At 45.9% G+C, this 22,899-nt stretch carries 22 protein-coding genes; 10 read left to right on the top strand and 12 right to left on the bottom strand.

Going from position 1 to position 22,899, the window contains the following annotated elements:
* Window positions 1–6: 6 nt before the first annotated feature.
* Window positions 7–822, bottom strand: coding sequence for a transporter substrate-binding domain-containing protein (locus ACNI23_RS04195; RefSeq protein ID WP_420246957.1), 816 nt, complete (start codon window positions 820–822; stop codon window positions 7–9).
* A 57-nt stretch (window positions 823–879) separates the two neighbouring features.
* Complete coding sequence (locus tag ACNI23_RS04200) at window positions 880–1,047, bottom strand: hypothetical protein (RefSeq protein ID WP_420246958.1); 168 nt, start codon at window positions 1,045–1,047, stop codon at window positions 880–882.
* Between the two features lie 201 nt (window positions 1,048–1,248).
* Here ACNI23_RS04200 and ACNI23_RS04205 point away from each other — a divergent pair, with 201 nt between their 5' ends.
* The 5 genes from ACNI23_RS04205 (at window position 1,249) to ACNI23_RS04225 (ending at window position 6,874) form a co-directional block, all read left to right on the top strand.
* Complete coding sequence (locus ACNI23_RS04205; protein WP_420246959.1) at window positions 1,249–1,992, top strand: basic amino acid ABC transporter substrate-binding protein; 744 nt, start codon at window positions 1,249–1,251, stop codon at window positions 1,990–1,992.
* An 88-nt stretch (window positions 1,993–2,080) separates the two neighbouring features.
* Window positions 2,081–2,863: an amino acid ABC transporter permease gene (locus ACNI23_RS04210; RefSeq protein WP_420246960.1), complete on the top strand. Its 783-nt coding sequence runs from the start codon at window positions 2,081–2,083 to the stop codon at window positions 2,861–2,863.
* Window positions 2,853–3,590, top strand: a complete 738-nt coding sequence (locus tag ACNI23_RS04215) for an amino acid ABC transporter ATP-binding protein (protein WP_420246961.1) — start codon at window positions 2,853–2,855, stop codon at window positions 3,588–3,590. The genes ACNI23_RS04210 and ACNI23_RS04215 overlap by 11 nt, the downstream gene beginning before the upstream one ends.
* A gap of 154 nt (window positions 3,591–3,744) precedes the next feature.
* Window positions 3,745–5,700, top strand: a complete 1,956-nt coding sequence (locus tag ACNI23_RS04220; RefSeq protein WP_420246962.1) for a hybrid sensor histidine kinase/response regulator — start codon at window positions 3,745–3,747, stop codon at window positions 5,698–5,700.
* A gap of 76 nt (window positions 5,701–5,776) precedes the next feature.
* A complete protein-coding gene (locus ACNI23_RS04225) occupies window positions 5,777–6,874 on the top strand; it encodes an AI-2E family transporter (RefSeq protein ID WP_420246963.1) in 1,098 nt (365 codons plus the stop codon).
* Window positions 6,875–6,929: 55 nt separating this feature from the next.
* Here ACNI23_RS04225 and ACNI23_RS04230 read toward each other — a convergent pair whose 3' ends face one another.
* On the bottom strand, window positions 6,930–8,561 hold the full coding sequence (locus ACNI23_RS04230; protein ID WP_420246964.1) for a bifunctional metallophosphatase/5'-nucleotidase: 1,632 nt from the start codon (window positions 8,559–8,561) through the stop codon (window positions 6,930–6,932).
* Window positions 8,562–8,704: 143 nt separating this feature from the next.
* Here ACNI23_RS04230 and mltA point away from each other — a divergent pair, with 143 nt between their 5' ends.
* Entirely contained in the window at window positions 8,705–9,940 is a 1,236-nt protein-coding gene (gene mltA / locus ACNI23_RS04235) for a murein transglycosylase A (RefSeq protein WP_420246965.1), read from the top strand.
* Window positions 9,941–9,944: 4 nt separating this feature from the next.
* On the top strand, window positions 9,945–10,673 hold the full coding sequence (locus ACNI23_RS04240; protein ID WP_420246966.1) for an MBL fold metallo-hydrolase: 729 nt from the start codon (window positions 9,945–9,947) through the stop codon (window positions 10,671–10,673).
* Between the two features lie 80 nt (window positions 10,674–10,753).
* Here ACNI23_RS04240 and ACNI23_RS04245 read toward each other — a convergent pair whose 3' ends face one another.
* Entirely contained in the window at window positions 10,754–10,963 is a 210-nt protein-coding gene (locus ACNI23_RS04245; RefSeq protein ID WP_015851609.1) for an FmdB family zinc ribbon protein, read from the bottom strand.
* Between the two features lie 109 nt (window positions 10,964–11,072).
* Window positions 11,073–12,065, bottom strand: a complete 993-nt coding sequence (locus tag ACNI23_RS04250) for a hypothetical protein (RefSeq protein WP_420246967.1) — start codon at window positions 12,063–12,065, stop codon at window positions 11,073–11,075.
* Between the two features lie 325 nt (window positions 12,066–12,390).
* Between ACNI23_RS04250 and ACNI23_RS04255 the strand changes: the two genes are divergently transcribed.
* Together ACNI23_RS04255 and ACNI23_RS04260 are read left to right on the top strand one after the other, a co-directional pair.
* Window positions 12,391–12,846: a hypothetical protein gene (locus tag ACNI23_RS04255; RefSeq protein WP_420246969.1), complete on the top strand. Its 456-nt coding sequence runs from the start codon at window positions 12,391–12,393 to the stop codon at window positions 12,844–12,846.
* A gap of 238 nt (window positions 12,847–13,084) precedes the next feature.
* Window positions 13,085–14,137 (top strand): succinylglutamate desuccinylase/aspartoacylase family protein, encoded by a 1,053-nt coding sequence (locus ACNI23_RS04260; RefSeq protein ID WP_420246970.1) that lies wholly within the window; start codon window positions 13,085–13,087, stop codon window positions 14,135–14,137.
* A 23-nt stretch (window positions 14,138–14,160) separates the two neighbouring features.
* Here the strand turns inward: ACNI23_RS04260 and ACNI23_RS04265 are convergent, their stop codons facing one another.
* The 7 genes from ACNI23_RS04265 to ACNI23_RS04295 are packed head-to-tail and all read right to left on the bottom strand — an operon-like array spanning window position 14,161 to window position 21,008.
* Window positions 14,161–16,269, bottom strand: coding sequence for an FAD-dependent oxidoreductase (locus ACNI23_RS04265; RefSeq protein ID WP_420246972.1), 2,109 nt, complete (start codon window positions 16,267–16,269; stop codon window positions 14,161–14,163).
* A gap of 2 nt (window positions 16,270–16,271) precedes the next feature.
* The gene (locus tag ACNI23_RS04270; RefSeq protein WP_420246973.1) at window positions 16,272–16,847 is read right to left on the bottom strand and encodes an electron transport complex protein RnfA; all 576 of its coding nucleotides are present in this window, start codon (window positions 16,845–16,847) and stop codon (window positions 16,272–16,274) included.
* Window positions 16,848–16,859: 12 nt separating this feature from the next.
* Entirely contained in the window at window positions 16,860–17,525 is a 666-nt protein-coding gene (rsxE, locus tag ACNI23_RS04275; protein ID WP_420246974.1) for an electron transport complex subunit RsxE, read from the bottom strand.
* Window position 17,526: 1 nt separating this feature from the next.
* On the bottom strand, window positions 17,527–18,114 hold the full coding sequence (rnfG, locus tag ACNI23_RS04280) for an RnfABCDGE type electron transport complex subunit G (protein ID WP_420246975.1): 588 nt from the start codon (window positions 18,112–18,114) through the stop codon (window positions 17,527–17,529).
* Window positions 18,111–19,091, bottom strand: coding sequence for an RnfABCDGE type electron transport complex subunit D (locus ACNI23_RS04285; RefSeq protein ID WP_420246976.1), 981 nt, complete (start codon window positions 19,089–19,091; stop codon window positions 18,111–18,113). The genes rnfG and ACNI23_RS04285 overlap by 4 nt, the downstream gene beginning before the upstream one ends.
* Window positions 19,088–20,248, bottom strand: a complete 1,161-nt coding sequence (locus ACNI23_RS04290) for a 4Fe-4S dicluster domain-containing protein (protein ID WP_420246977.1) — start codon at window positions 20,246–20,248, stop codon at window positions 19,088–19,090. Before ACNI23_RS04290 ends, ACNI23_RS04285 begins: the two co-directional genes overlap by 4 nt.
* Window positions 20,249–20,261: 13 nt before the next feature.
* The gene (locus ACNI23_RS04295; protein WP_420246978.1) at window positions 20,262–21,008 is read right to left on the bottom strand and encodes a cytochrome c3 family protein; all 747 of its coding nucleotides are present in this window, start codon (window positions 21,006–21,008) and stop codon (window positions 20,262–20,264) included.
* Between the two features lie 334 nt (window positions 21,009–21,342).
* Here ACNI23_RS04295 and ACNI23_RS04300 point away from each other — a divergent pair, with 334 nt between their 5' ends.
* Window positions 21,343–22,857, top strand: coding sequence for an alkaline phosphatase (locus ACNI23_RS04300; RefSeq protein WP_420246980.1), 1,515 nt, complete (start codon window positions 21,343–21,345; stop codon window positions 22,855–22,857).
* Window positions 22,858–22,899: the final 42 nt, after the last annotated feature.

The raw sequence follows: 22,899 nt of genomic DNA on the forward strand, positions 1-22,899 counted from the left end.
GTGTTACTACATGTTTTTACGCCAGGAGGTGCTTTCGAACCACTTGTTGTAAAGTTTTTCGTAACGTCCGTCGTTCTTGATCTGGTGCAGGAAGTTTCCGAGGAAGTTCAGGAAATCGGGATCACCTTTGCTGATACCCCAGCCCAGAGGCTCGTAAGTAAAAGGCTTGTCGAGGAATACGAGCTTGCCTTCACCCTGTTCAGCCATGAAGATAGCGTTGAAGGGCAGGTCGTAAATCATAGCATCGGCTTTGCCGTTGAGGACTTCAAGAGCTGCGTCGGTTTCAAGGTCGAAAGACTTGTAATTTGCTTTAGGGATAAAGCGTTTTGCAGCCTGTTCGCCAGTGGTGCCGAGCTTGGAAACAATAGTGTACTCAGGCTTGTTCAGGTCTTTGTAGGACTTGATTTTGCCTTCGTGTTTTTTGTTAAGCAGAACAGTCTGACCTACAACCATGAAAGGTTCAGCAAAGTTGATCTGCAGGTTACGCTCCTGGTTGACGGTCATACCGGCGGTGATGATGTCAATTTTGTTGGTAAGAAGAGCGGGGATGATGCCATCGAACTCCATGTTGACCGGAACAAATTTTACACCCATGGCTTTAGCCATTTCACGTGCGAGGTCGATTTCGAAACCGACGATGCGGCCTTTTTTATCAGTCATCTGAAAGGGGATGTATCCGGACGCGATACCGCAGCGCAGTTCACCGCTTTTCAGAACGGAGTTGAGGGTTGATTTCTTGGCCAGATCAATGTCAGCTGCATTGGCAGTGGCTGCAAAGCCGAGTGCCAGCACCATGATCAGCATCATGCAAATTCTTTTCATAGCTGTCTCCTTTAAAGTCCTTGTCTGCGATTAAGTCAAAATGTGTAGTAGAACCGATCAACCGTATTTGCCTTCTGTAAGTACTTCCTTAACAATCATTTCGACCTTGCAGACAGGGCAGGTCGGCATTGATTCCTTAGGGAAATAGACAATCCGGGTTTCACGGCATTTGGGGCAGATCACCTCGACGGCTTCCTGCCTTTCTTCTTTGACTTTGTTTTTCATGAGTAATGCCCCTTTGAAAAAAAGAATCTGGAAAATTAACTTTTTTTTGAATAAAGTTCAAGAAAACATTTTTTTACACGCTTTATAGTTCAAAGAAAACAATATTGTGCATGTAAACCGTTATTGACACCGTTACGGTTTTGTATAATTTTCATGTTTGTTATTTAGAGGGTATTTTAACTTATTTGGAGGAATATTTTTATGAAGAGGATTATAGTTGCTCTGTTGTTGACTATTCTTGCTGCGACACCTGCTCTTGCCGGAAAAAAGGTGATTAACATTGCATCCGACTGCACATGGCCCCCCATGGAGTTTGTCAACAAAGATAAGCAGATCGTTGGTTTTTCTGTCGATTTGATGAAAGCGTGCGCCAAAGCTGCAGGATACGAAGTGAAAATTAAAAACGTAGCCTGGGATGGTATTTTTGCTGGTCTTGCCGCCGGAAAATACGATGCAATCTGCTCTTCCGTATCCATTAACGAAAAACGTAAAAAAGTGATGGACTTTGCTGAGCCTTACTTTGAAGTACAGCAGTCTGTTGTTACTGCTAAAGATTCAACAGCGAAAACTCTTGCTGATTTCAAAGGCATGAATGTCGGTGCTCAGATCGGAACTACCGGATATTTCGCTATTAAAGGTGTAGAAGGCGTAATCCCCAAATCTTATGATGAAATCGGCCTCGCCATGGAAGACCTTTACAATGGCCGTCTCGCAGCAGTTGTTTGTGATGACCCCATCGCTGCTGACTTTGCACTGCAGCAGGAAGAGTATTCCAAGAAGCTCAAAATCGCTTTCATTGTAAAAAGCGATAAAGCTGAGTACCTCGGCGTAGCCGTTAAAAAAGGGAATACCGAAGTTCTGGACCTGATCAACAAAGGTCTTGCTGCTGTAAGAGCAGACGGCACTTACGATAAAATCAAAGCCAAATGGTTCGGCAGCAACTAATTGCAGACCAGCAGGCTTGAGTTGAAAACAAATGGCCGGGATCGGAAGTTAGCCGGTCCCGGCATTTTCATGCAGCCCGGGTATATATATGAAAGAAAAACAAGTTAAGATTGAGGTTACGGACGGGGCCAGCATTCCTGACAGCAGTGACAAAAGTCTGCTGAATGCTTGGTGGGTTTCCTTTATCGGTGCAGTCGGTGTCATTGCCTATTTGATCATTACCAAGCCTGATCCTTACAGGGATATTCTGCTTTTTATTCCTGATGGTATCGTAGTCACTTTTGAGGTTACCATCTGTTCAATTTTCGGGGCGTTGATCATCGGCCTTTTCACCGGGTTGGGACGAATTTCAAGTAATAAATTCATTAACCTCGTGGCTTCAACATATGTAGAAATTGTCAGGGGTATTCCGCTTCTGGTACAGCTTTTCTACATTTATTATGCCATGGGCCGCGTTCTGCAGGTACCGGACATGCTCTCGGCTATCATCGCCATGAGTGTTTGTTACGGTGCATATATGGGTGAAGTTTTCCGCGCCGGGATCGAATCCATTGATGAAGGTCAGACTGAGGCAGCAAGGTCTCTTGGATTCGACAAAAAAGAAACGATGTTTCTGGTCATCCTGCCGCAGGCATGGCGTACTATTCTGCCTCCGGTCGGTAACGAATTCATTGCTCTCTTGAAGGATTCTTCTCTCGTTTCTATTCTGGCTGTTGCTGATATTCTCAGGCGCGGACGTGAATTCGCAGCTGAGAGTTTTCAGTATTTTGAAACCTACACAATGATCGCACTTGTTTATCTGTTGATTACTTTGATTCTTTCAAGAGCGGTGAGCCACATGGAAGAGAGGTTGAATCATTATGACCGCTAATCCCATTATCGAAATTAAGAACGTATACAAATTCTTTGGTGATCTGGCTGCTCTCAGTGATGTTTCACTTGATATCAAGCAGGGTGAAAAGGTCGTTATTATCGGTCCTTCCGGTTCAGGTAAAAGTACATTGCTGCGTTCCATCAACCGTCTAGAGGAAATCAATAAAGGTTCTATTATTGTTGACGGTCTGGATGTTCATGACAAGGAAAATGACATAAATAGCATTCGCCAGGAACTGGGGATGGTTTTTCAGTCTTTTAACCTTTTTCCGCATAAGACTGTTCTGGAAAACCTGACCATGGCTCCGATCCGCCTCAAAGGTATGGAGAAGGAAGAAGCAAAAGCTATTGCCGTTGATCTGCTCAAGAAAGTCGGTATTCGTGAGAAGGCTAATGTCTATCCTTCCAAGCTTTCCGGTGGACAGCAGCAGCGTGTGGCAATTGCCCGTGCGTTGGCCATGAATCCCAAGATCATGCTTTTTGATGAACCGACTTCCGCTTTGGACCCTGAGATGATCGGGGAGGTTCTGGATGTAATGAAAAATCTGGCCCGCGAAGGTATGACCATGGTTGTCGTAACTCACGAAATGGGTTTTGCCCGCGAAGTTGCGGACAGGATCGTTTTTATGGAAGACGGTAGAATCATTGCCTGCGCGCCCCCTGAAGAGTTTTTCAACAGTGCTGATCATCCGCGTTTGAAGCAGTTTTTGGATCAGATTCTTTAATTGCTTTTGTAATTTTGTGTGAGAAAACCGACCCTGAAGATTCAGGGTCGGTTTTTTAATTATTAAATAACCGGAATGTGTTTTCAATTCTGTGAATATTTATTATACCGTGATTGATCCTTATTTTTAATTAAATGCTAATGGGGTAGAGTTGATGGCTGGTAAGCGGATTCTGGTTGTTGATGATGAAAAGATTGTTAACCTTGATATTCAGGCTACTTTAAAACGCTTAGGTTACATTATTGCCGGTGATGCCGTAACAGGTGATGAGGCAATTGAAAAAGCCGGTGCAACCCGTCCTGATTTGGTTTTGATGGATATTAAGCTTCAGGGTGAAATGGATGGAATTGAAGCTGCTAATATAATTATTAAAACATATGATATTCCCGTTGTATTTCTTACAGCTTTCTCAGATGAAAAGACTCTTAGCAGGGCTAAGCTTTCAGGGCCGTTCGGTTATCTGCTGAAACCATTTGAAGAACGTGAGTTACGTTCGTCCATTGAGATTGCTCTCTATAAACATGGTATGGAGCAGGAGTACCGGCAGGCTGTAGCTGATGCAGAAGCAGCCAACGAGGCTAAAAGTTCCTTTCTTGCAACTATCAGTCATGAATTGCGTACGCCCATGAATGGAATTCTGGGATTGAGTGAGATTTTGCTGGGTAGCGGCCTCGCTCCCGAGCAAAAAGAGTACGTTGAATTGATAAAAGGCTCTGCTTCCTCATTGTTGCGGGTGCTTAATGATATGCTCGATTATTCAAAGATTGAGCGGCGCATACTTGAATTGCGTGAAGGTATTTTTGATGTCCGTCAGATTTTATCGCTGGTTATGAATTCTCATGGTCCGAATGCTATAAATAAAGGATTGAACATTGAGTGTTTTATCCATCCGCAGATTTCCGGTGAATTACAGGGTGATTCCGGTAGGTTGACCCAGATTTTAAATAATATAGTCAGCAACGCCATAAAATATACCGACAAAGGCGGGATTACTATCGAGGTTATGCCTGACGATTGTATGGATGATCCATATCCAGCAGGTTCTATCAGGTTGCTCTTTGTTGTTTCCGATACAGGGGTGGGAATTTCCCGGGGCAAAGCTGATTCTATTTTTGAAAGTTTTACCCAGCTTGAAGATTATATGACCCGCAAACATGGCGGCATAGGGCTTGGGCTTGCGATTACCCATAATCTTGTAAATATGTTGCAAGGGGCTATCTGGCTGGAAACCAAACCCTCTCAGGGCAGTAGTTTCTATTTTACAGCTGTGTTCAAAACCGTAACAGGCAATCAGCACAGCAGGCATCCCAAGTCTAATTATGAATGTATGGATTTCAGTAGGTTCAAGCGGATATTGCTGGCTGATGATAATATTATCACCCGGAGGGTGGTTTCTGCTTTCCTTGAAGATGCCAATTGTGAGTTGGAGATGGTTGAGAATGGTCAGGAAGCAATCAGTCTTTTGGCGACAAAGTCTTTTGATTTAGTCATTATGGATATTCAGATGCCGGTTATGGATGGTTTGGAAGCTACACGGCTGATTCGCACCGGCTATATAGATAATGTTGAGCCTCATGTTCCTGTTCTTGCGCTTACAGCCCATGCCATGAAAGGAGATCGGGAACGATGCCTTGAGGTCGGCATGAATGGCTATCTGTCGAAGCCGTTTAATTCAAGTGAGTTGATGCGGGCAATGCTTTCTATTGTGAAAGGTGAAGACCGTGCTGCTCCGGTCCGGGTTGAGCATGATACAGATTGTGAAAACGGAATCAACCTTGATTTAAAGGGTACAATAAGACGTCTGGACGGTAATGATAAGCTTGTCAGGGAAATCTATCGCCATTTCTTAAAGCTTGTCCCAGACCATCTTGCCAAGGTGGATGAGGCTATTGCTAGGACTGATCTGGAAGTTTTGAAGTCAGAGGTGGTCTTTTTGCGTGGTTTGTCACTTGATGTCGGAGCTCACAAGCTTTCTTCCTTAGCAAGTGAGATTGAAAAATATCTTCAGCATGGAAATTTAGAGATTGTGGAAGGTTTGGTTTCCCGGATGAAGAAAGAGGCGGACAATACTTTTGAGGTAATGTCTGATTATATTTTAAAATCGACCTGATTTTAATTGTGCTTGCTATTGTTATCTGGAAGGATGGGCATCCCTTAGCATAATTAATCAGATTCAAGGACTTTTCATGACTCCCCCTCCTGAAGGTAAAATAATTAAATCTCCGGCAATATATACTTTTTTTCTTATACTATTGCTTCTCTCCGCTATTGCGTTGGGATATTCTGTTATCAAGCCTTTCATAAATACGATCATCATTTCAGTTGTTTTGAGTGGTATTTTTTATCCGTTGAGCAAGAAGATATCTTCTCGGCTTGGCGAAAGACCTGCTCTTGGGGCATTTTTAACTGTATGCATTATCATTTTCGCCATTATTATCCCGGCCGTTGTGTTTTTCTTAGGTCTGATAGGGCAGGGGGTTGATTCCGTTACTGCCATTAACGAGTGGTTGCGTACTACGGATTTTTCGACTCTTTTTGACTCACAACATTACAGTACCTATCTGCAATGGTTTGAACAGAAATTCCCATTTTTTGAGATCAGTTCTAGGGATATTCAGTCCAAGGTTCTCGAGATTTCGAGAAGTTTCGGGCAGGCCATGTTGACTTCCGGGACGTGGCTGGCCACTAACATGGCAAGTCTGGTTGCACATTTCCTGATTATGAATTTTCTGGTTTTTTCTTTTTTAAAGGACGGAGAACGGTTTATTGGACGAGTGAGATATCTTTCTCCCTTAAGGGCTGAACAAGAGGATTTTATTATTGAAAGCCTTAGAAAAGTTTCAAAATCAGTGCTTTTCGGGAGTCTTTTTATCGCATTTCTCCAAGGTATTGTCGGCGGAATAGGGCTGGCAATCGCTGGTATCCCGGCTCTTTTTTGGGGTACAATGATGAGTTTTGCTTCCCTTATTCCTGTTCTTGGAACCGGATTAATATGGGTTCCGGCCACAATCTATCTGCTAATTGTCGGAAAATTGAAACTTGCTGTTTTTCTGCTGCTCTGGTGCGGAGTGTTGGTAACAGGTATCGATACAGTGCTCCGCCCCATGATTGTGCGCGAAGCTTCGCGGGTTTCCACCATTTATGTTTTTCTGGCAATTCTTGGCGGAATTAATGCTTTCGGCCCGCTGGGAATTTTGTACGGCCCGCTTATTTTATCTTTTCTGATGGTTATGCTCCACATTTACGGTGTGGAATATCAAGACGTGCTGACCAATAAAAAATAGCTTTTTTAAGACTCTAAATTATTGAGTGATTTTGCACCCGTTTGAAGGCAGAGAGTTAAAGTCTTTTTTTATAAGGTGAACCGTCCGGTGAATAGATTACTTGCGGGAATTCTGTTTTCAGTTTTTTCATTTTCAGCATGCCGGATTTGATCACTTCGTTGACCTTTACAAATGTCGCGACTTTTTCCGGTACGTCTTTGAGCATGATGTATCCATCTCCGCCTCTTGCTAAGTAAGAGTTGGTAGCGATGGAATATTTACGCGTTTCGTTTATGGATTTGTAGTTCCCTGATTTATCCATGATTTTAATATTGGAAACTCGTGAACCAGCTGTTTTGATTTTAGTCGGTTTACCTGTGCTGTTTAATTCCAGCTCTTGAGCTTGTCCGGTTATATCCAAAGTGAATTTTAGGCCTGAAATCTGGAGGAATGCTCCTGAAGAAGCAGGTAGTTTGTGCACTGAACGCTCAAGAATTTGTTTTAGGATCTTCCCTGAAACTTTAATCACAGTCATTTTGTTCCCAAAGGGGAACATTGTGTTGATATCTTGGTCTGTTAGCGGTCCTGCTGGGATTATCTTATTTCCTCTGAATCCACCGCCATTCTGAAACGCGATATCCGTATTGAATTTCTCTCGCATGATGGAACTTACCAGGCTTCCGGCGATTGTTTCACCAGTACGTATGGATGCGGCACGGGTGTCCAGCGCAACCGGGGAAATAGCAACAGGAATGCTCGTGGTGTCTTGTACCTTTGATGAGAGAAATGCTTTTATCCGGCTGTCTTCCTGTGTATTGTCGGTTACCGGAATAATCGTCCACTCGTGCTTATTGATTGCTCTAGCATTCATGTTGATCTTTAAAACGCCGACATAGCGTCCTTGGCTTCCGCATTGAACCATTAAACCGGGGGTAGCAGCGTCGCGGGCGATGATTTCCTGTCCGGGATATATATCTTTGTAGCTTTGTCCGCCGCAGACAATATCTATTTCCGGGACTTCCTGCAGGAGCTGTTTCTGGGCTTCAAGAGGTAGATGGCTTAAAAGAATAATCAGGTCTGTCTTTTGGTTAAATTTTAAATCGTGCGCAGTTTTTCGGGCGGACTTAATGTAGTCGACAGGTATTGAAATCCCTGATCCGGGATTTGATATAAGCTTGAGTTCCGGCAGAATCATACCCATAAATCCGACTTTTATGAAATTACGTTCGAGGATTACTGTGCTGGCTATGTGATTACTTAAGGGATTGCCTTTCGCTATGTTCAGGTTACTGCATACAGTAGGGAATTTTTTGCTTTTCAGGCAATTAGCCAAAAATTTAGTCCCCCTATTGAATTCATGGTTTCCGAGTGTGGATACATCGAATCCCATCATATTCATTGCTTCAAAAACAGTCCTGCCTTTTTCGTTTGTCAGTGATTCTCCCATGAGATCGTCGCCGGTAGCCACGGTTATTGTCGATCCGGGATATTTGTCTCTATATGATTCAAATACTGACTGAATTCTTGCAAATCCTCCGAAAGTACGTACCATGCCGGTACTATGTTGCTCATTTTTTTCTTCCGCTGGAAGCAATTGCCCGTTGAGGCCGGAGGTTGTAAGAATAACCAAGTCCCAGCGGTAGGCTAGGCTGGGAGAAGATGTCATCAAAATGGCAATGATAGCTGCTAAGATAGGAAAAAAGCGCATATTTGTTCCTGTGGCAGTGGCATTTATTTACTGGGTTGTGAGTAGCAACATGTATTACGTATATACTTGTGAATGTGTAAGCTAATCTTTGTTTTTTTTCCAGTCTAATCGTAATAATATATCATCAAATAAGGCAGGTTTCGGTGTTGTTTTTGAGTTATAGAAAAATATTCTCCGCCTTTTTTTGTGGAATGCTGATCCTCTTTTGTTTAGGTGGATGCTCGACCCACAGTGTCCGTATAGAACCTCATGATAAAGGGTATGCCAAGGTAGATGCAGCTCAGGTTTCCGGACTTATAAGTCGTTTGCAGTATCAGGGTGGTGAAGATTTCTCATGGATGGATCTGCAAAAAGGAATTGAACGAAATCTCAGATATTTATCCCGAAAACCGGATAACGGTGTGGCTGCAAAGTACGGACGTATGCAGATTACCTGGGGAATGCTTAAGCGGACCAATGAGGAAATGCTCAGTCTTTTGCCCCTGCTTGAAGAATATCCCGAGCTTTTGGAAGAGAAATTTGCTTGGTATTCCATGGCTCCAAGAACCCTGTTGACCGGATATTATGAACCATATCTGGAGGCATCGCTCGTTCCCCACCCGGATTACCCATATCCGCTCTATAGTATTCCCGGCGACTTGCAGACCCTTGATCTCGGGAAATTCCACCATCGATGGAAAGGGCAGAGTCTAATTTACCGTCAGGAAAATGGTGAGGTGCACCCTTACTATGACCGTAAGGACATTGATTTTGAAGGAGCCTTGGGAGGCAAGGGGCTTGAGATTGCATGGGTTAAAGATTTAGTGGATGTGTTTATACTTCAGATTCAGGGGTCAGGACGTCTTGTCCTGCCGGATGGAAGTGTAAAGCATGTGCTTTATGCCGGGAAAAACGGACTAAAATATGTTTCACTTGGCAAGGTTCTGATTCAGCGCGGCCTTCTTCCCAAGGAAGGAATGAGCATGCAGAAGATCAAGGCTTTCCTTGGTGCCAATCCTGATCTGGTTCAGGAATTACTGACCACTAACCCCAGCTATGTATTTTTTAGGTTGGATGATGAGGGGCCGTTCGGTTCCATGGGCACCCCCCTTACACCCATGGCCAGCGTTGCTGTCGACAGCAAGGTTCTTCCCCTTGGTTCGCTGGCTCTGTTGACCACCCGTCTTCCGCAGCAGGATGGAAGGGGCAAGACTCCTTTTGCTAAGGTCGTTATGGCACAGGATCGCGGTGGAGCTATTAAAGGGACAAGGGTTGACCTGTTTTGCGGGTCCGGTCCTGACGCTGAATACCTCGCAGGGCATCTGACTTCGTGGTCACATGTCTATCTGCCGGTCAGTCGTGCATTTCTGGAAGAACAGGAAGCTGCTAAAGCCGAGTAGTTTTATGCAGGTTCGTATTGTGCATATCTTCCATAATTGCTTTGTGATTGATGCCGGGGAAAACTGTTATGTTTTCGATATTCCGGCAGATCGGTTCAGGAGTAAGAAGGTACTTTCTGCCTTGCAGGAATCTCTTGCCGGACGAAAGGTAACAGCCTTTTTTTCTCATAGTCATCTTGATCATTTTGCGCCGGACTACCGTGAAGTATGCGCGAGCGCAGCTTCTTTGCAGGCCGTGATTTCAGATGATATTGAAGAAATGTACCCCGGTCTTGATTTTGGTGATGCACTTATTGTTGAGCCGGATGAAAAGTATGATTTTCATGGTCTGAGGATTGAAACTCTCATGTCTAATGATTTGGGCGTGGCTTTTCTTTTCAGTGATGATCAAGGGTTAAGGGTCTACAACGGCGGTGATTTGGCCTGTTGGGATTGGGAAACAGCTTCGCAGAATGAACTTGATTTCACCCGTTCATTTTTCCGTTCAGCTGTGGATAGAGTGGTTGATTACGGTGTCCAGATTGCTTTTTCCAATGTGGACAGAAGGCTGGAAAGTCTTGCCGGAGGCGGAGAACTTGCGAGAGCGGTCAAGCCTCAGGTTTTTGTGCCGACTCATTCATTTGGGCGCACACAATGGTTGCAGGGAATACATGAAAGAATGGGAATTGCTGAAGAGAATTGTTTCATCTACCGTCGAACAGGTGATGTTCAATTATATGATATCCAAGTTTAAAGAGTAGAACTAAAAGCCCCCCGGATGCTTATGCTTCCGGGGGGCTTCGTTTATAGTCTCAAAATTTTTCAAGCATGGGCTTAGCCGCAGCCGTTACATCCCTTGCACGGTTCTTTGTATCCGCCCATTCCTTTGGGGATACCGTTGGGACGTACATTGCCCATGGAGAGCAGCTTTTCGCATTCTTTATGGCCGCACTCGGGACAGTCAGCCTTAGCGTCTTTTCCGGGCATTACCAGTTCATCAAATTCTTTACCGCATTTAGGGCATTTAAATTCAAAAATCGGCATATCTACTTACTCCTTTCGGCCTGAAATTTTATGCAAGGGAGCTTTGCTCCGTTTTTTATTGTGTAGGCTTTTAGGGGTAAGAAAAATTTACGTGCTTTTCAAGAGAAATCTATATGCTTTTTGAGAGCAGCGTTCCGCCACCCACCATTCCCAACTGCGCAAAAAAACCGTTAAGCTGGCCGTGAACCTGACCTGCCTGTTTATCCTGCTGTTCCTGAATTGCGGCGGCTTTGTCGAGCAGTGTGTTGATATTCTTTGTTATTTTGGCGAGTTTATCCTGTTCTTCGTCAGACAGGCCGGACTCCTTAGCTTTGTCTTTAAGGGCATCTGACTGCTCATCGAGTTTGTAATAAAGGTTCTTTTCAGCATTGCTAAGTCCGTGCGTTACCAGACTGCCTGCAATTTTTTCCATTTCTGCAAGGATTTCATCCGCCCGTTTGGATTCTTCTTCGTTAAGTTCCTTTTTGGTGGTTCCTTTGATCTCGTCTATCTGTTTATTCAGTTCATCCGCTTTTACCTGTTCTTCCTCAGTCAAGGTTTTAGGCCCGGTGATACCGAATAGTTCTTTCAGCTCTTTCTGAATGGAGGCTTCCTTTTTCTTTTCCGCAGCAGAGAGCACTTTACCTTCAGGGTAGTACATCTTTTTCAGTTCCCATTTAAGGCTTTCAGCTCTTTGACGGTCTGCGCCCTGTGGATCTTTGGTGGGAACAATTTCATAAAGTTCGTCCAGTTTTGTCTGGAGTTCGTCTACTTTCTTTTGTTCTTCAGATGTGAGCTCTTTGGGCTCCTTATCAAGACCGTAAAGTTCATCCAGTTCTTTTTTCAGCTCTTTGAATTTTTTTTCCTGTTCTTCGCGGATAGACGAATCATTGACACCATATATATTATTTAGTTGTGAGAAATATCCATTTACCTGCTGCTGTTCGCTTGAGTCCAATCCGAAACTCATGGTGGCGAATTGCATCTGCAACTGTCTGCGGATCTGAGAAGGGGTTAAGCTACTTGAAATATTAGGTGTTCTTACGCTTTGGGAATTGTTGGCTATGTTTGAAAAATAGCTTCCGGCAGTGCTTGATCCGCTTATAATTGAGCTGGTGAACATTTTCAGGCTCCTGAGAATATTGTTAGGAAATCTTTTCCGTAAATTTATTTTTCTTAATAAAAGCAAATATTGTGCCGAGAGATTGTTCTCTGTGCTCAGTAATTTCTATAAGTGGCTGGGGCTGGGTATTATTTTAATGCAAAAAAATTAAAGTTCATGTTTTGGAAATAACATGGTTGCGCTGGCTGATTATTTGTGAGAATCACGGAGTGTTTGCAGGGAGGATGGATCAAAATTTTTAAAAAAGGTATAAATTCTTGATTTGAAATCGTCCTTGAAGTATAGTCCTTTTTCGTTATAAACACGATCATTTAGGAGGAAAAAAATGAGCGCAGCAACTGAAAAAGTGCATCAGATCGAAGATTACCAGCAGAATGAAGAAAAGCTGGGTGAAGACATCGCATCTGGTGTCGGTGAAACTGCTCAGAAAGACATGGGTAAGGTAGCAATTATCATTTCTTTCATGGCAGTTGTTCTTCTCGTAGTATTTTTCTACGGCCTGAATCAGAATCTGACCAGCCTTACCGCTGAAGTTAAAGATCTGCAGACCGTACGCGGTGACGTGGAAGCCTTGAATTCCCAGATGGCTGTTGTAGACGGCAGACTGGTTGAACTCGAAAAACTTCCCACTAAAACCAGACATATCATTATGGACGGCATTATTGAAGAAATGAACCAGAAAGCTGCTTACGTTGGAGCTCAGCTCAGCGAAGAAGAGCAGGCTAAGCTTGCAAAGGTTCAGGAGCTCCTCAAGGACGTACAGTCCGGCCTCCAGAAATAATAGCTTTGAGCGATCAAAGTTTGGGCGCATCGGGATTTCCCGGTGCGCCCTTTTTTTATATCCATCGGTCCGGTATTTTTTGTTTTGCGTTTTGCGTGTGACTCTGTCTAAGCCGTTGTAGGCTGACGATTAGTTTGATAAAAATCATTTCTAACTTGAATGATTTTATGATTATAAAGAAGCATTCCTTTGATAAGACAAAGATCCAGATTTTTTTGGATAAAGGACGTGAAATAAGATGAAAATAGAGCGGTCGCCATTCAGCATTGCCGGAGAAGAAATTCCTCCTGGACATCGTCGGACTGTCAATATTGCTGCAGCTAAAATGTACAATCGTAATGAGCTGTATATGGACGTCCATGTCGTTCATGGCAGGATTCAAGGTCCCACTGTTTTTTTGTCGGGAGCTGTACATGGTGACGAGATTAACGGAGTTGAGATAATACGCCGTTTGCTCAAATTGAAGCTTCTGAATTCACTGAGGGGAACTCTTATCGCCGTCCCTGTGGTCAATACATTCGGATTCGTGAATAGAACTCGTTATTTGCCTGATCGACGTGACTTGAATAGATTTTTCCCCGGCTCGCCAAAAGGGTCATTAACCGGACAACTGGCTTCTATTTTCATGGAGGAGATTGTTGCCCGTTCAACTCATGGAATAGATTTTCATACTGGAGCAAATTTTAGGAGCAATCTGCCGCAAATAAGAGCCGCAACGAGCGACCCTGTCATTAAAGAAATGGCTATGGCGTTTGGTGCTCCGGTTGTGCTGGACACAGAGCTTCGTGATGGTTCTTTACGGAAGGCCGCATACGATAGAAAGATTCCCCTGCTTCTATTTGAGGGCGGGCAGTCCATGCAATTTGATCCGATTCCCATTAGAGTTGGAACTCAGGGCGTGGTTTCTGTTCTTAGGCACTTGGGTATGCTTCCAAAGGCGAAACAAAAATCAAAATGTACGCAACCGATTCTGGCCAAGAATTCAACATGGGCACGCGCTTCCTCCAGTGGAATATTTCTGCCACGCGTCCAATTAGGTGAAATAGTAGATAAGAATCAGGTTCTTGGACTTGTTACAGATCCTTTGGGTGAGTCTGAACATCAAATTATTTCACCCACAAGTGGGGTAATTATTGGGCAATTGCAGAGTCCGCTCGTTCACAAGGGCGATGCTGTTAGTCACGTAGCCGCTATCAGCGATATGGATGTTGCTGAGACAGCGATTGATTCATTTCAAAATGAATTCGAAATTGAATCAAAAATGCAGGAGTACGAAGAGGGCCCTTTGTAATTACCATATAGCTGACAGCTGTTTTATTCTACTTTTTCTCCGACCCGGTTAGTGAATACATTTTCCAGCGGGACATCCCGGTCGTAACAGATCAGGCCGCAGCGTAGGCAACGTGAGGTTTCGTAGCGTAATTCCTCTTCAGTGAGACAGCCTTCAATTTCCTTGAATGTCGATGTCCGGTCTTCGCCGGTGCAGTTGTGGGGCATTTCAGTGCGTTCTTTATTCTTGCAGCCATCCACATCCTTAAAGAGGGTATAGGGAATCAGGTCACGCATAGTGTTGTCCGCTACGGGTATTTCTCCTTTGGTAAGCAGATAGTGAATCGAACGGGCTGCATGTCTTCCTGCTCCAACAGCCGATATGACCAGATCCGGCCCTGAAACAGCATCTCCGCCAGCAAAGACCATAGGGATTGAAGTCTGCAGAGTCTCCGGGTTTGCATCAATGGTCCTCCAGCGGGTGAAATCGATATTGCATTGCTCTTCTCCTGCGGTATAAAAGCAGGAAAGCTGGGGCTTTTGTCCGATAGCGGAGATGATGGTATCCACAGGATAACGTTCTTCAGTTCCCTCTACCTGCACAGGACGGCGGCGTCCTGATTCGTCCGGTTCACCCAGTTCCATTTTTATACATTCCAGATGAGTGGCTTTGCCTTTGTCGTCAATGATGACTTTGGTTGGTGCGGAAAGAAATACATATTTTACGCCTTCATCTTCGGCACCAATAATTTCTTCTTCGTTAGCTGGCATTTCATTACGTGTGCGTCGATAGAGCAAGGTTACTTCACATCCAAAACGTATGCACGTTCTGGCTGCATCAATGGCTGTGTTTCCGCCCCCGACAACAATTACTCTTTTGCCGATATTCGGTGTTTGGCCGAGTCCTATAGCTGTAAGAAATTCCGTACCGGAAATCACGCCTTGCGCTTCTTCTCCGTCAATGCGCAGGGCTCCGCTGGCCCACGCACCTATACCCATGAAGAAAGCTTCAAACCCTTCTTCAGTAAGGTCGTTAATAGTGAAGTTCGGGCCAAGTTTTTGTTCTGTGCGCACATCTATACCAAGGTCGAGTATGCCTTGGATTTCCCATGCAAGGTCTTTCTTGGGCAGCCTGTATTCCGGGATACCGTAACGCAGCTGTCCGCCAAGCTCAGGCATGGCTTCGATGATTGTCGGGCTGTGTCCGAGACGGCGCAGGTAATTAGCGCAGGAAAGCCCTGCCGGACCGCCACCGATGATTGCGACCTTGTGTCCGGTCTCTTTGGCGCAGGGGATGGGCAGGCGAAGGTTGTTGTTCATTTCCCAGTCGGCCACAAAACGTTTGATCATGTTGATGCCTACCGGTTGATCCACATGAGTGCGGCGGCAGACAGTTTCACAAGGTCGCGGACAGACTCTGCCGCAAACCAGCAGCAGAGGGTTGCGCTCACGGATAATATTAACCGCCCCGGCGTAATCGCCTTTGTCGGCGGCTTCTATATAGCGGGGAATATTGATGTTAGCAGGACATTTCTGATGGCAGGGGGCGAGGCAGTCGTTGACTTCTTCCAGATGCAGCAGTTTGGCACTCATGGAAACAATAGAAAGTACTCCGCGCGGGCATGCTTCCACGCATTTACGACAGGCGCGGCAGGCCAGCGGGTCAACTACAGGCAATCCTTCCGGCCCCATATGGATGGCATCAAATGGGCATACCGCCTCACATGTTCCAAGGCCCAGACAGCCTTCCGGGCAGGTTTTGGAACCGTCATAGAGCAGGGCCTGTGCGCGGCAGTTGTTTGCTCCTTCATAATTGAAAAGTTCTTCAGCACGCTCCCCGCCGGTACAGTCGCGGAAAGCTAGTTCCGGTTCCATATCCAGCACTTCCAGTCCCATGACCGCGCCGACAGCCTTGGCTGTTTCAATGCCGCCGATAACACAGACATTGGCTCCTGATTTCCCTTCCACAACTGCATTGGCCGCACCATTGCATCCTGCATAGCCGCAGCCTCCGCAGTTTACTCCGGGCAGAACGTCCTCAACCTGCGCAATACGCGGGTCCTCTTTGACGTGCAGGATTTTGGAAGCCACAGCAAGAATTGTTGCGGCAGTAAAGCCCAGTCCCATGAGTACGAGAAGTGAATTAAGAATCATAATTAAATCATCCCTTTAAATGCAAAAAATGCAAGAGACATTAAGCCTGCCATAACCAGCGCAATCGGCGTTCCTTTCATGGATTTGGGTGTCCTTGAAACTTCAATCCTTTCCCTGATGGAAGAAAGCACGATCAAAGCAAGCATGAAGCCCAGTCCGGATGCAAAGGAAAAAGCCACGGTTTTGATAAAAGTGAATTCTTCCCGTTGGCAGATGATTGCAATACCCATTACCGCGCAGTTGGTTGTAATGAGCGGCAGGAAGATACCAAGCGATTTGTAAAGTGGCGGTACTGCTTTTTTCAGGAACATTTCCACAAACTGAACTAGTGATGCGATGACGAGGATGAAGGTCAGGGTCTGGAGATATTCCAAACCAAGCGGATCGAGCAGATATTCCTGCACCGCCCATGTGATGGCTGCCGCCATAGTGGCAACGAAGACCACTGCGCCGCCCATGCCCATGGCGACGGAAATTTTCTTGGAAGTTCCAATGAAAGGGCAGTTACCCAAGTATTGAGCAAGGACAATGTTGTTAACGAATATGGCCGATATAAAGAGCAGGAAATATTCTTTCATATTCTGTTTCCTTTATCGGCTGCAAATGCCGCAGGTTTTGCAGTCATGTCGGGGATCATCCAGTACTGCCTGTCCTTTTCGTCTGGCCTGCCAGCTGGTGAATATGTTCATGGCTGAGAGCATAAGCCCAAGGCAGACAAAAGCTCCCGGTGCCTCAATCATGAACGAAAACGGTTTGAAGCTCTCCGGCATGATCTGATTGCCGAAAATGGTCCCGTAGCCGAATAGTTCACGCAGTCCGCCGAGCAGGGTCAGGGAAATGGTGAAACCGATACCCATACCGAGACCGTCCGCAGCGGAAAGCAGGATCGGGTTCTTGGAGGCAAATGCTTCAGCACGGCCGAGGATGATACAGTTGACTACAATAAGTGGAACGAAGATGCCCAGCTGTTGGTAGAGCGGGTAGGCAAATGCCTGCATGAGTAACTCCACCGATACAACCAGCGAGGCCGCGATAACGATGAAGCAGGCGATACGTACCTTGGGTGGTATTATCTTACGGAAGATGGAAACAAGGATGTTGGACATGGTCAACACGAAGATAACTGCCATGCCCATACCGAAACCGTTATCCGCAGTCTTGGTCACAGCCAGCACCGGGCAGAGGCCGAGTACTACTTTGAATGGGGGTAGGTCCTTCCAGAGTCCTTTTGAAAATTCTTTCCATAATCTGCTCATTTTATGACCCCTTTGACCAAGCTTGAGTAATCTGTGGTTTGATCTTCTGGAAAATGGAAACAGCCTGTTTTACAGCTTCAACGGATGCGGTGGAAGAAATGGTCGCTCCGGAAATTCCTTCGATATTTCCGCCTTTGGAAGTAAGTTCAACGGCTGTGGTGTGCCCCTTGAACTGGCTGGTGAATCCGTGTCCGGCTACTCTTGATCCAACACCGGGGGTTTCTTTCATGGTAGTGATGCCGATGCCTGAAAGATTATTATCTGTCAGATTGAATCCTACCATAACTCCTACGTCTCCGCCGTAACCTTTGGCAAAAGTCTCAAGGGCAACGCCGAGAAGCTTACCGTCTTTTATTGCCGGGAAAACAGTAGCCTCGGTTTCCATTCCCGGGATACTGAACTTCTTACGGTCCTTTACCGGGGAATTGTCATATCCGTTGAGCACCTCGCTGATTGCAGGGCCCTGCACATAGGTCAGCACCTGTTCTTCAATGCGGCCTTCAGTGGCTTGCTTCAAAGTAGCGAGGGTCACGCTGAACATCCCGCAAATGATGGTCAGCACTGCGATCATCTTTATTCCTTCTTTCATGACCGCCTCCGCAGGTGGATGTTGGTTATGCCGCCGAATGGTCCGGGTTTGAGTTTATCAACCAGCGGAGTCATCAGGTTTGCCAGCAGAATGGCAAATGGTACGCCGTCGGGGTAAATTCCATAGACCCGGATGATAACAACCAGTGCTCCTCCGATGAATCCATAGGTGAGCATGGGAATATGGCCTGCGGGCGAAGAGGGGCCGTCTGTTGCCAGAAAGAATGCCCCGAAAAGGGTAGAACCGCAGAGCAGATGGTATTCCGGTGAAGCGTACTCAAGGGGATCAATGAAAAAGAAAATTGCTGCTGTCGCTGCAACCCCGGCTATGAAGGCCAGCGGAATGTCAGGTCTAACAATTCTGCGGGCCAGCAGATAAATTCCCCCCAGCATGACCGCTCCGGCCTGAGCTGCCCCGGTGCCTCCAAGCTGGAAGCCGAGCAGCAGGGACTTGAGCGAATATTCATCCAGCGTTTCCGGTCCGAAGTTTTTTAACTGGCTCAATGGATAGGTTAGTTCCGAAGCCAGCATGGTCATGTCGAAATCCATAAGCTCCGGCCATGAAACAGCAAGAACTGCCCAGCCTACCAGCGGTACACAAAGCGGGTTGGTTCCAAGTCCTCCGAAAATCATACGGCCCATGAAAACAGATATGAAGCTGCCTGCAACGACCAGCCACCACGGTGCTGCCGGGGGAATCAAAAAACCGAACATCAGGCCGTAAAGTAAGGCTGTATAGTTGTCAGCTTCAATTTCCCGTTTCATGAAATACAGGCAGATGGTTTCAGTGATCACTGCCGTGAAGCATGAAAGGGCCAATACCCGGACAGCCAGCATCTGATAATGCCAGATTGCAAATGCTGCAGCCGGAAGCAAAGCGATGATTGTTTCAAATGCATCCTGCTTGAATGTCCTTCCGCAATGGGCATGGGGAGGGATGGAGACGGTTAATACGGGGGCCCCGTTTAATGGCTTCATTGCTTCTCCCTCAAATCTTCAATTATCGGCTTGGCCGCCAGTTCTTTTTTAGCCAGACGGATGTATTGCAGCATAGGCCTTTGAGCTTTGCACCAGTATCCGCAAAGTCCGCATTCAATGCAGGAGGCGATATTGTAAGTTAGTGTATTCTCATAAAGACCGAATTCCGAGTGACGTGAAATCATATTAGGCTCAAGTCGGGCCGGACATTTGATAACGCATTCCCCGCAGCCTACACAGGGATTGTCTTTTACAGTAGGTTCTTTGTTTGCTTTGAGTATGGTTATGGCCTGTGTATCAGGGGATACCCCGTGTTTAAGGCTGTAGACGGCTTCTCCTGTTAATGGTCCGCCCAATATGACCCGGTCATGCTCGGCGGGTCTGAAATCTGCAAGCTTGAGCAGGGTTCCTACGGGTGTTCCTACCGGAGTAAGAAAAGGGGTGGAGCCTACTTTCACTATTACTAAGGTAACAGGCTGGCGGCCATGAATGGTCCTGCCGATGCGGTAAAGAGTAGTGGCATCAATTACGCATACCTCGGAGGGCATTTCTTTTCCGGTTATGGCCTTGGTGAGCAGTTCCGGCAGGCTGTTGGGGTAAACCGGATTAATTTCGTGTCCGGTGCATCCGGGAACAGTCCAATCCATTCCGGTGGGGCAGGCCAATGCGCAGGCCTTGGGGGAAATTGCTTTTTTGAGGTAATTAAGCCCTGTGACCATGACATCGGTAAATTCTTCAATCAGATAGCGGTGTCCGTCCATTCCGACTTCATGGGGCATGGCGTTGATTATCAGGGTGCAGTCTTTTTTCAGGCCGCGAACATTGATTCCGCTTTCCCGCAAAGCGTTGAGCATTTCACGGGTTCCTGTTCCGGGAAAGTCAACGGGCTCGGCAACGCGGGTGCCTTCTTCCCTTATGGTGATGAAGTCTTTCTTTACGTCAGTTACTGTGCCGGATATGGAGCTGTGAATTGTCGGCTTACTGCCGGCTTTATCCACTGCCACAGGCTGCGCTTTTGCTACTTTATCATTTCTTTGTACAAGCGGTGCAAGACCGGTGATTTCAAGGCATATTTCAAACGGGCCGCCAAGGTCCTGCTCCCATGTGTTGACTATGGGGCCGCGTTCAGATGGAACGAGTGAAAATAGAGGATTCATATCCAGTCTTCCTTTATTTTAAATGACACTTAGAGCAGTCACTGTCTTTGTAAGGTCCACGTTGCAGTTTCTTATGGCAATCCATGCATTGGTCATGGAAGGCATTTGTCCGGTTGAGCACGAGATCCTTGTCATTTTCCTGATGACATTGGTCGCAGGCGGTGAAATCTCCTGAGTAGTCTTTCATGTCCTGCATCTTATGGCATGGAGTGCAGCCTTTTAACCCTGCTTCGAACATTTCATCGTGGCAGTCTATGCAACGTTCATGGGCGGCATCCCGTACACTTGGTATTTCTGCTGATCCCGAGTTGGTGTGGCAGTTGCCGCACTTCTGAGGTTCTTTCTCGATATCGGTATCGTGGTGGCAGGCCTGACAGTCTTCATCCGCATATTCTTCATGGGCGGCATGATCAAAGTTAAGCTTGCCAAGTTCAGCATGATGGCACTGCACGCAATAGCTGGTGTCCGGGAATGAACGGATATGTTCACGCACGTAGTCTTTATCAAAGGATTCCGGGTGGCAGGAGCCGCAGGGAAGCGGTTCATTGTCGCTGGTTTTACGCTCGTGGTGGCATTTATCACAAGGTATTTCATAATCTCGGTGATGGCGGATGTGGTTGAAAATTACTTTACCGCCGCTGTTTTTAAATAGCACGCGGACCGGAATTTTTTCTTTCTTCTCAGGCGATACATAACCGGCAACAGCCAGTCCGAAGAGAACAATAAGTATAATAGAGATGGGGATAAATTTATTACGCACCGGGTAATCCTTGATTTGTTAAACAATATTAACTGTCTATTGTATACTTAACGCGGATGGAATTGTCCAGCTTTAAAACCTGTACGTATTCAGTGATTCGTATTGTCGTTAATTTGCATTGTAGCATATGTATCAAAAGAAAATAAGCTTTTGGTTAATTAATGATGTTAAAAAATAATTCAAATATAATTTTTACATGTAGTTATTCTTATGCTTTGGTTTTCATAAAATACTTCCTCCTGTGACAAGAAGGACACATTCGACTGATAAGACTCCCTAGTGGAGTGGGTACGTGAGCCCTATTTCAAAATAAAATAATTATCAGGAGAAAGTGATGAGATTTTCCAACAAAATCAGATTATTGATTGCCCTTATGGTCTGTGCCATGTTTATGGCTGCAGCACCTGCATACGCTAAAGACAAAAGAGTCCGCGTATACAAAGGCAAACCGGCCAAGTACGTCTTCCTCTTCATTGGTGATGGCATGGGTCTGCCCCAGAAGGGTGCTACCGAAGCCTTCACAGGCGACCAGCTCCTTATGAACTCCTTCCCCGCACAGGGAATGACCACCACTTACGCTGCCGACAGGTTCATTACCGGTTCCGCAGCTTCCGCAACCTCTATTGCCAGCGGCCAGAAAACCAACATCGGTATGCTCGGCATGGCTCCTAACCAGAAGCACGTTAAGTCCATTGCTGAAATGGCTAAAGCAGACGGTATGAAAGTAGGTATTGTTTCCAGCGTATCCATTGACCACGCAACACCAGCTGCTTTTTACGCACATGTTCCCACACGTGGACAGTACTACGACATTGATGTTGCCCTGTCTGAAAGTAATTTTGATTTCTTTGGCGGTGGCGGCCTGAAAGACGTTACCAACAAGAAGAAAAATTCTAATAATTACAAAGGTAACGCTCTCGAGCTGATCAAGAAAGCAGGCTACAAAGTAGTAACCGACAAAGAAGAATTCATGGCTCTCAAGCCTGCTGACGGTAAAGTCATTTCCTGGAATGCATGGCTTCAGGATTCCAAGGCTCTGCCTTATGCGATGGATATGCGTCCTCAGGACATTACTCTCCCTGAGTTTACCGCCAAGGCAATTGAAATGCTCGATAGCCCCGAAGGTTTTTTCCTTATGGTTGAAGGCGGTAAGATTGACTGGGCCTGCCACGCAAACGATGCCGCAGCTTTCATTCAGAACACAATTGCTTTTGACAATTCCATTGCCAAGGCTGTTGAGTTCGCTAAAAAACATCCTGAAGAAACCCTTATTGTTGTAACCGGCGACCACGAGTGTGGTGGGCTGACTCTTGGTTTCGCAGGTACAAAGTATGGCTCTTACTATGATGCCCTTAAGCCTCAGACCATATCTTTCCAGCAGTTCTCTGATCAGGTTGTTAAACTCTGGAAAGAAGAACACAAAGGTAATGCCAGTTTTGAAGACTTTCAGCCTACTATTACCCATTTCTTCGGTCTTGAGTTCGAAGGTGATGCTAATAAGAATCCCCTTGTTGTAAAGGATTACCAGCTTGCTATGCTCAAGGATGCATATGCTCGTACCATGAAGGACGAGACCGAATTCAAGAATCCCGAACTCTACAATCTGTATGGCGGTTATGATCCCCTGACCGTGACCATTACTCATGTTCTGAATAACAACGCAGGTCTCGGCTGGACCTCCTACAAACACACCGGGGTACCTGTCGCCACTTCCGCTATGGGTGTCGGTTCCTCTTCATTCAACGGTTACTATGACAACGTTGATATTGCTTACAAAATTATGGCTGTCATGGGCATGACTCCTAAAGTTCATGCTGCCATCAACAACGCCGAGTTTGCAGCCAACTAGCAGACTTGTCGTACTTTAGCTGTTTCTGGCGGAGTGTCTTTG

Origin of the sequence: Maridesulfovibrio pacificus (SeqCode), from assembly GCF_048612815.1 — a bacterium.
Taxonomy (GTDB): Bacteria; Desulfobacterota; Desulfovibrionia; order Desulfovibrionales; family Desulfovibrionaceae; genus Maridesulfovibrio; species Maridesulfovibrio pacificus.

What these genes read in the sequence shown, in the direction of transcription:
- ACNI23_RS04195 (WP_420246957.1), bottom strand. Translation starts at nt 822, where the DNA reads ATGAAAAGAATTTGCATGATGCTGATCATGGTGCTGGCACTCGGCTTT.
- ACNI23_RS04200 (WP_420246958.1), bottom strand. Translation starts at nt 1,047, where the DNA reads ATGAAAAACAAAGTCAAAGAAGAAAGGCAGGAAGCCGTCGAGGTGATC.
- ACNI23_RS04205 (WP_420246959.1), top strand. Translation starts at nt 1,249, where the DNA reads ATGAAGAGGATTATAGTTGCTCTGTTGTTGACTATTCTTGCTGCGACA.
- ACNI23_RS04210 (WP_420246960.1), top strand. Translation starts at nt 2,081, where the DNA reads ATGAAAGAAAAACAAGTTAAGATTGAGGTTACGGACGGGGCCAGCATT.
- ACNI23_RS04215 (WP_420246961.1), top strand. Translation starts at nt 2,853, where the DNA reads ATGACCGCTAATCCCATTATCGAAATTAAGAACGTATACAAATTCTTT.
- ACNI23_RS04220 (WP_420246962.1), top strand. Translation starts at nt 3,745, where the DNA reads ATGGCTGGTAAGCGGATTCTGGTTGTTGATGATGAAAAGATTGTTAAC.
- ACNI23_RS04225 (WP_420246963.1), top strand. Translation starts at nt 5,777, where the DNA reads ATGACTCCCCCTCCTGAAGGTAAAATAATTAAATCTCCGGCAATATAT.
- ACNI23_RS04230 (WP_420246964.1), bottom strand. Translation starts at nt 8,561, where the DNA reads ATGCGCTTTTTTCCTATCTTAGCAGCTATCATTGCCATTTTGATGACA.
- ACNI23_RS04240 (WP_420246966.1), top strand. Translation starts at nt 9,945, where the DNA reads ATGCAGGTTCGTATTGTGCATATCTTCCATAATTGCTTTGTGATTGAT.
- ACNI23_RS04245 (WP_015851609.1), bottom strand. Translation starts at nt 10,963, where the DNA reads ATGCCGATTTTTGAATTTAAATGCCCTAAATGCGGTAAAGAATTTGAT.
- ACNI23_RS04250 (WP_420246967.1), bottom strand. Translation starts at nt 12,065, where the DNA reads ATGTTCACCAGCTCAATTATAAGCGGATCAAGCACTGCCGGAAGCTAT.
- ACNI23_RS04255 (WP_420246969.1), top strand. Translation starts at nt 12,391, where the DNA reads ATGAGCGCAGCAACTGAAAAAGTGCATCAGATCGAAGATTACCAGCAG.
- ACNI23_RS04260 (WP_420246970.1), top strand. Translation starts at nt 13,085, where the DNA reads ATGAAAATAGAGCGGTCGCCATTCAGCATTGCCGGAGAAGAAATTCCT.
- ACNI23_RS04265 (WP_420246972.1), bottom strand. Translation starts at nt 16,269, where the DNA reads ATGATTCTTAATTCACTTCTCGTACTCATGGGACTGGGCTTTACTGCC.
- ACNI23_RS04270 (WP_420246973.1), bottom strand. Translation starts at nt 16,847, where the DNA reads ATGAAAGAATATTTCCTGCTCTTTATATCGGCCATATTCGTTAACAAC.
- rsxE (WP_420246974.1), bottom strand. Translation starts at nt 17,525, where the DNA reads ATGAGCAGATTATGGAAAGAATTTTCAAAAGGACTCTGGAAGGACCTA.
- rnfG (WP_420246975.1), bottom strand. Translation starts at nt 18,114, where the DNA reads ATGAAAGAAGGAATAAAGATGATCGCAGTGCTGACCATCATTTGCGGG.
- ACNI23_RS04285 (WP_420246976.1), bottom strand. Translation starts at nt 19,091, where the DNA reads ATGAAGCCATTAAACGGGGCCCCCGTATTAACCGTCTCCATCCCTCCC.
- ACNI23_RS04290 (WP_420246977.1), bottom strand. Translation starts at nt 20,248, where the DNA reads ATGAATCCTCTATTTTCACTCGTTCCATCTGAACGCGGCCCCATAGTC.
- ACNI23_RS04300 (WP_420246980.1), top strand. Translation starts at nt 21,343, where the DNA reads ATGAGATTTTCCAACAAAATCAGATTATTGATTGCCCTTATGGTCTGT.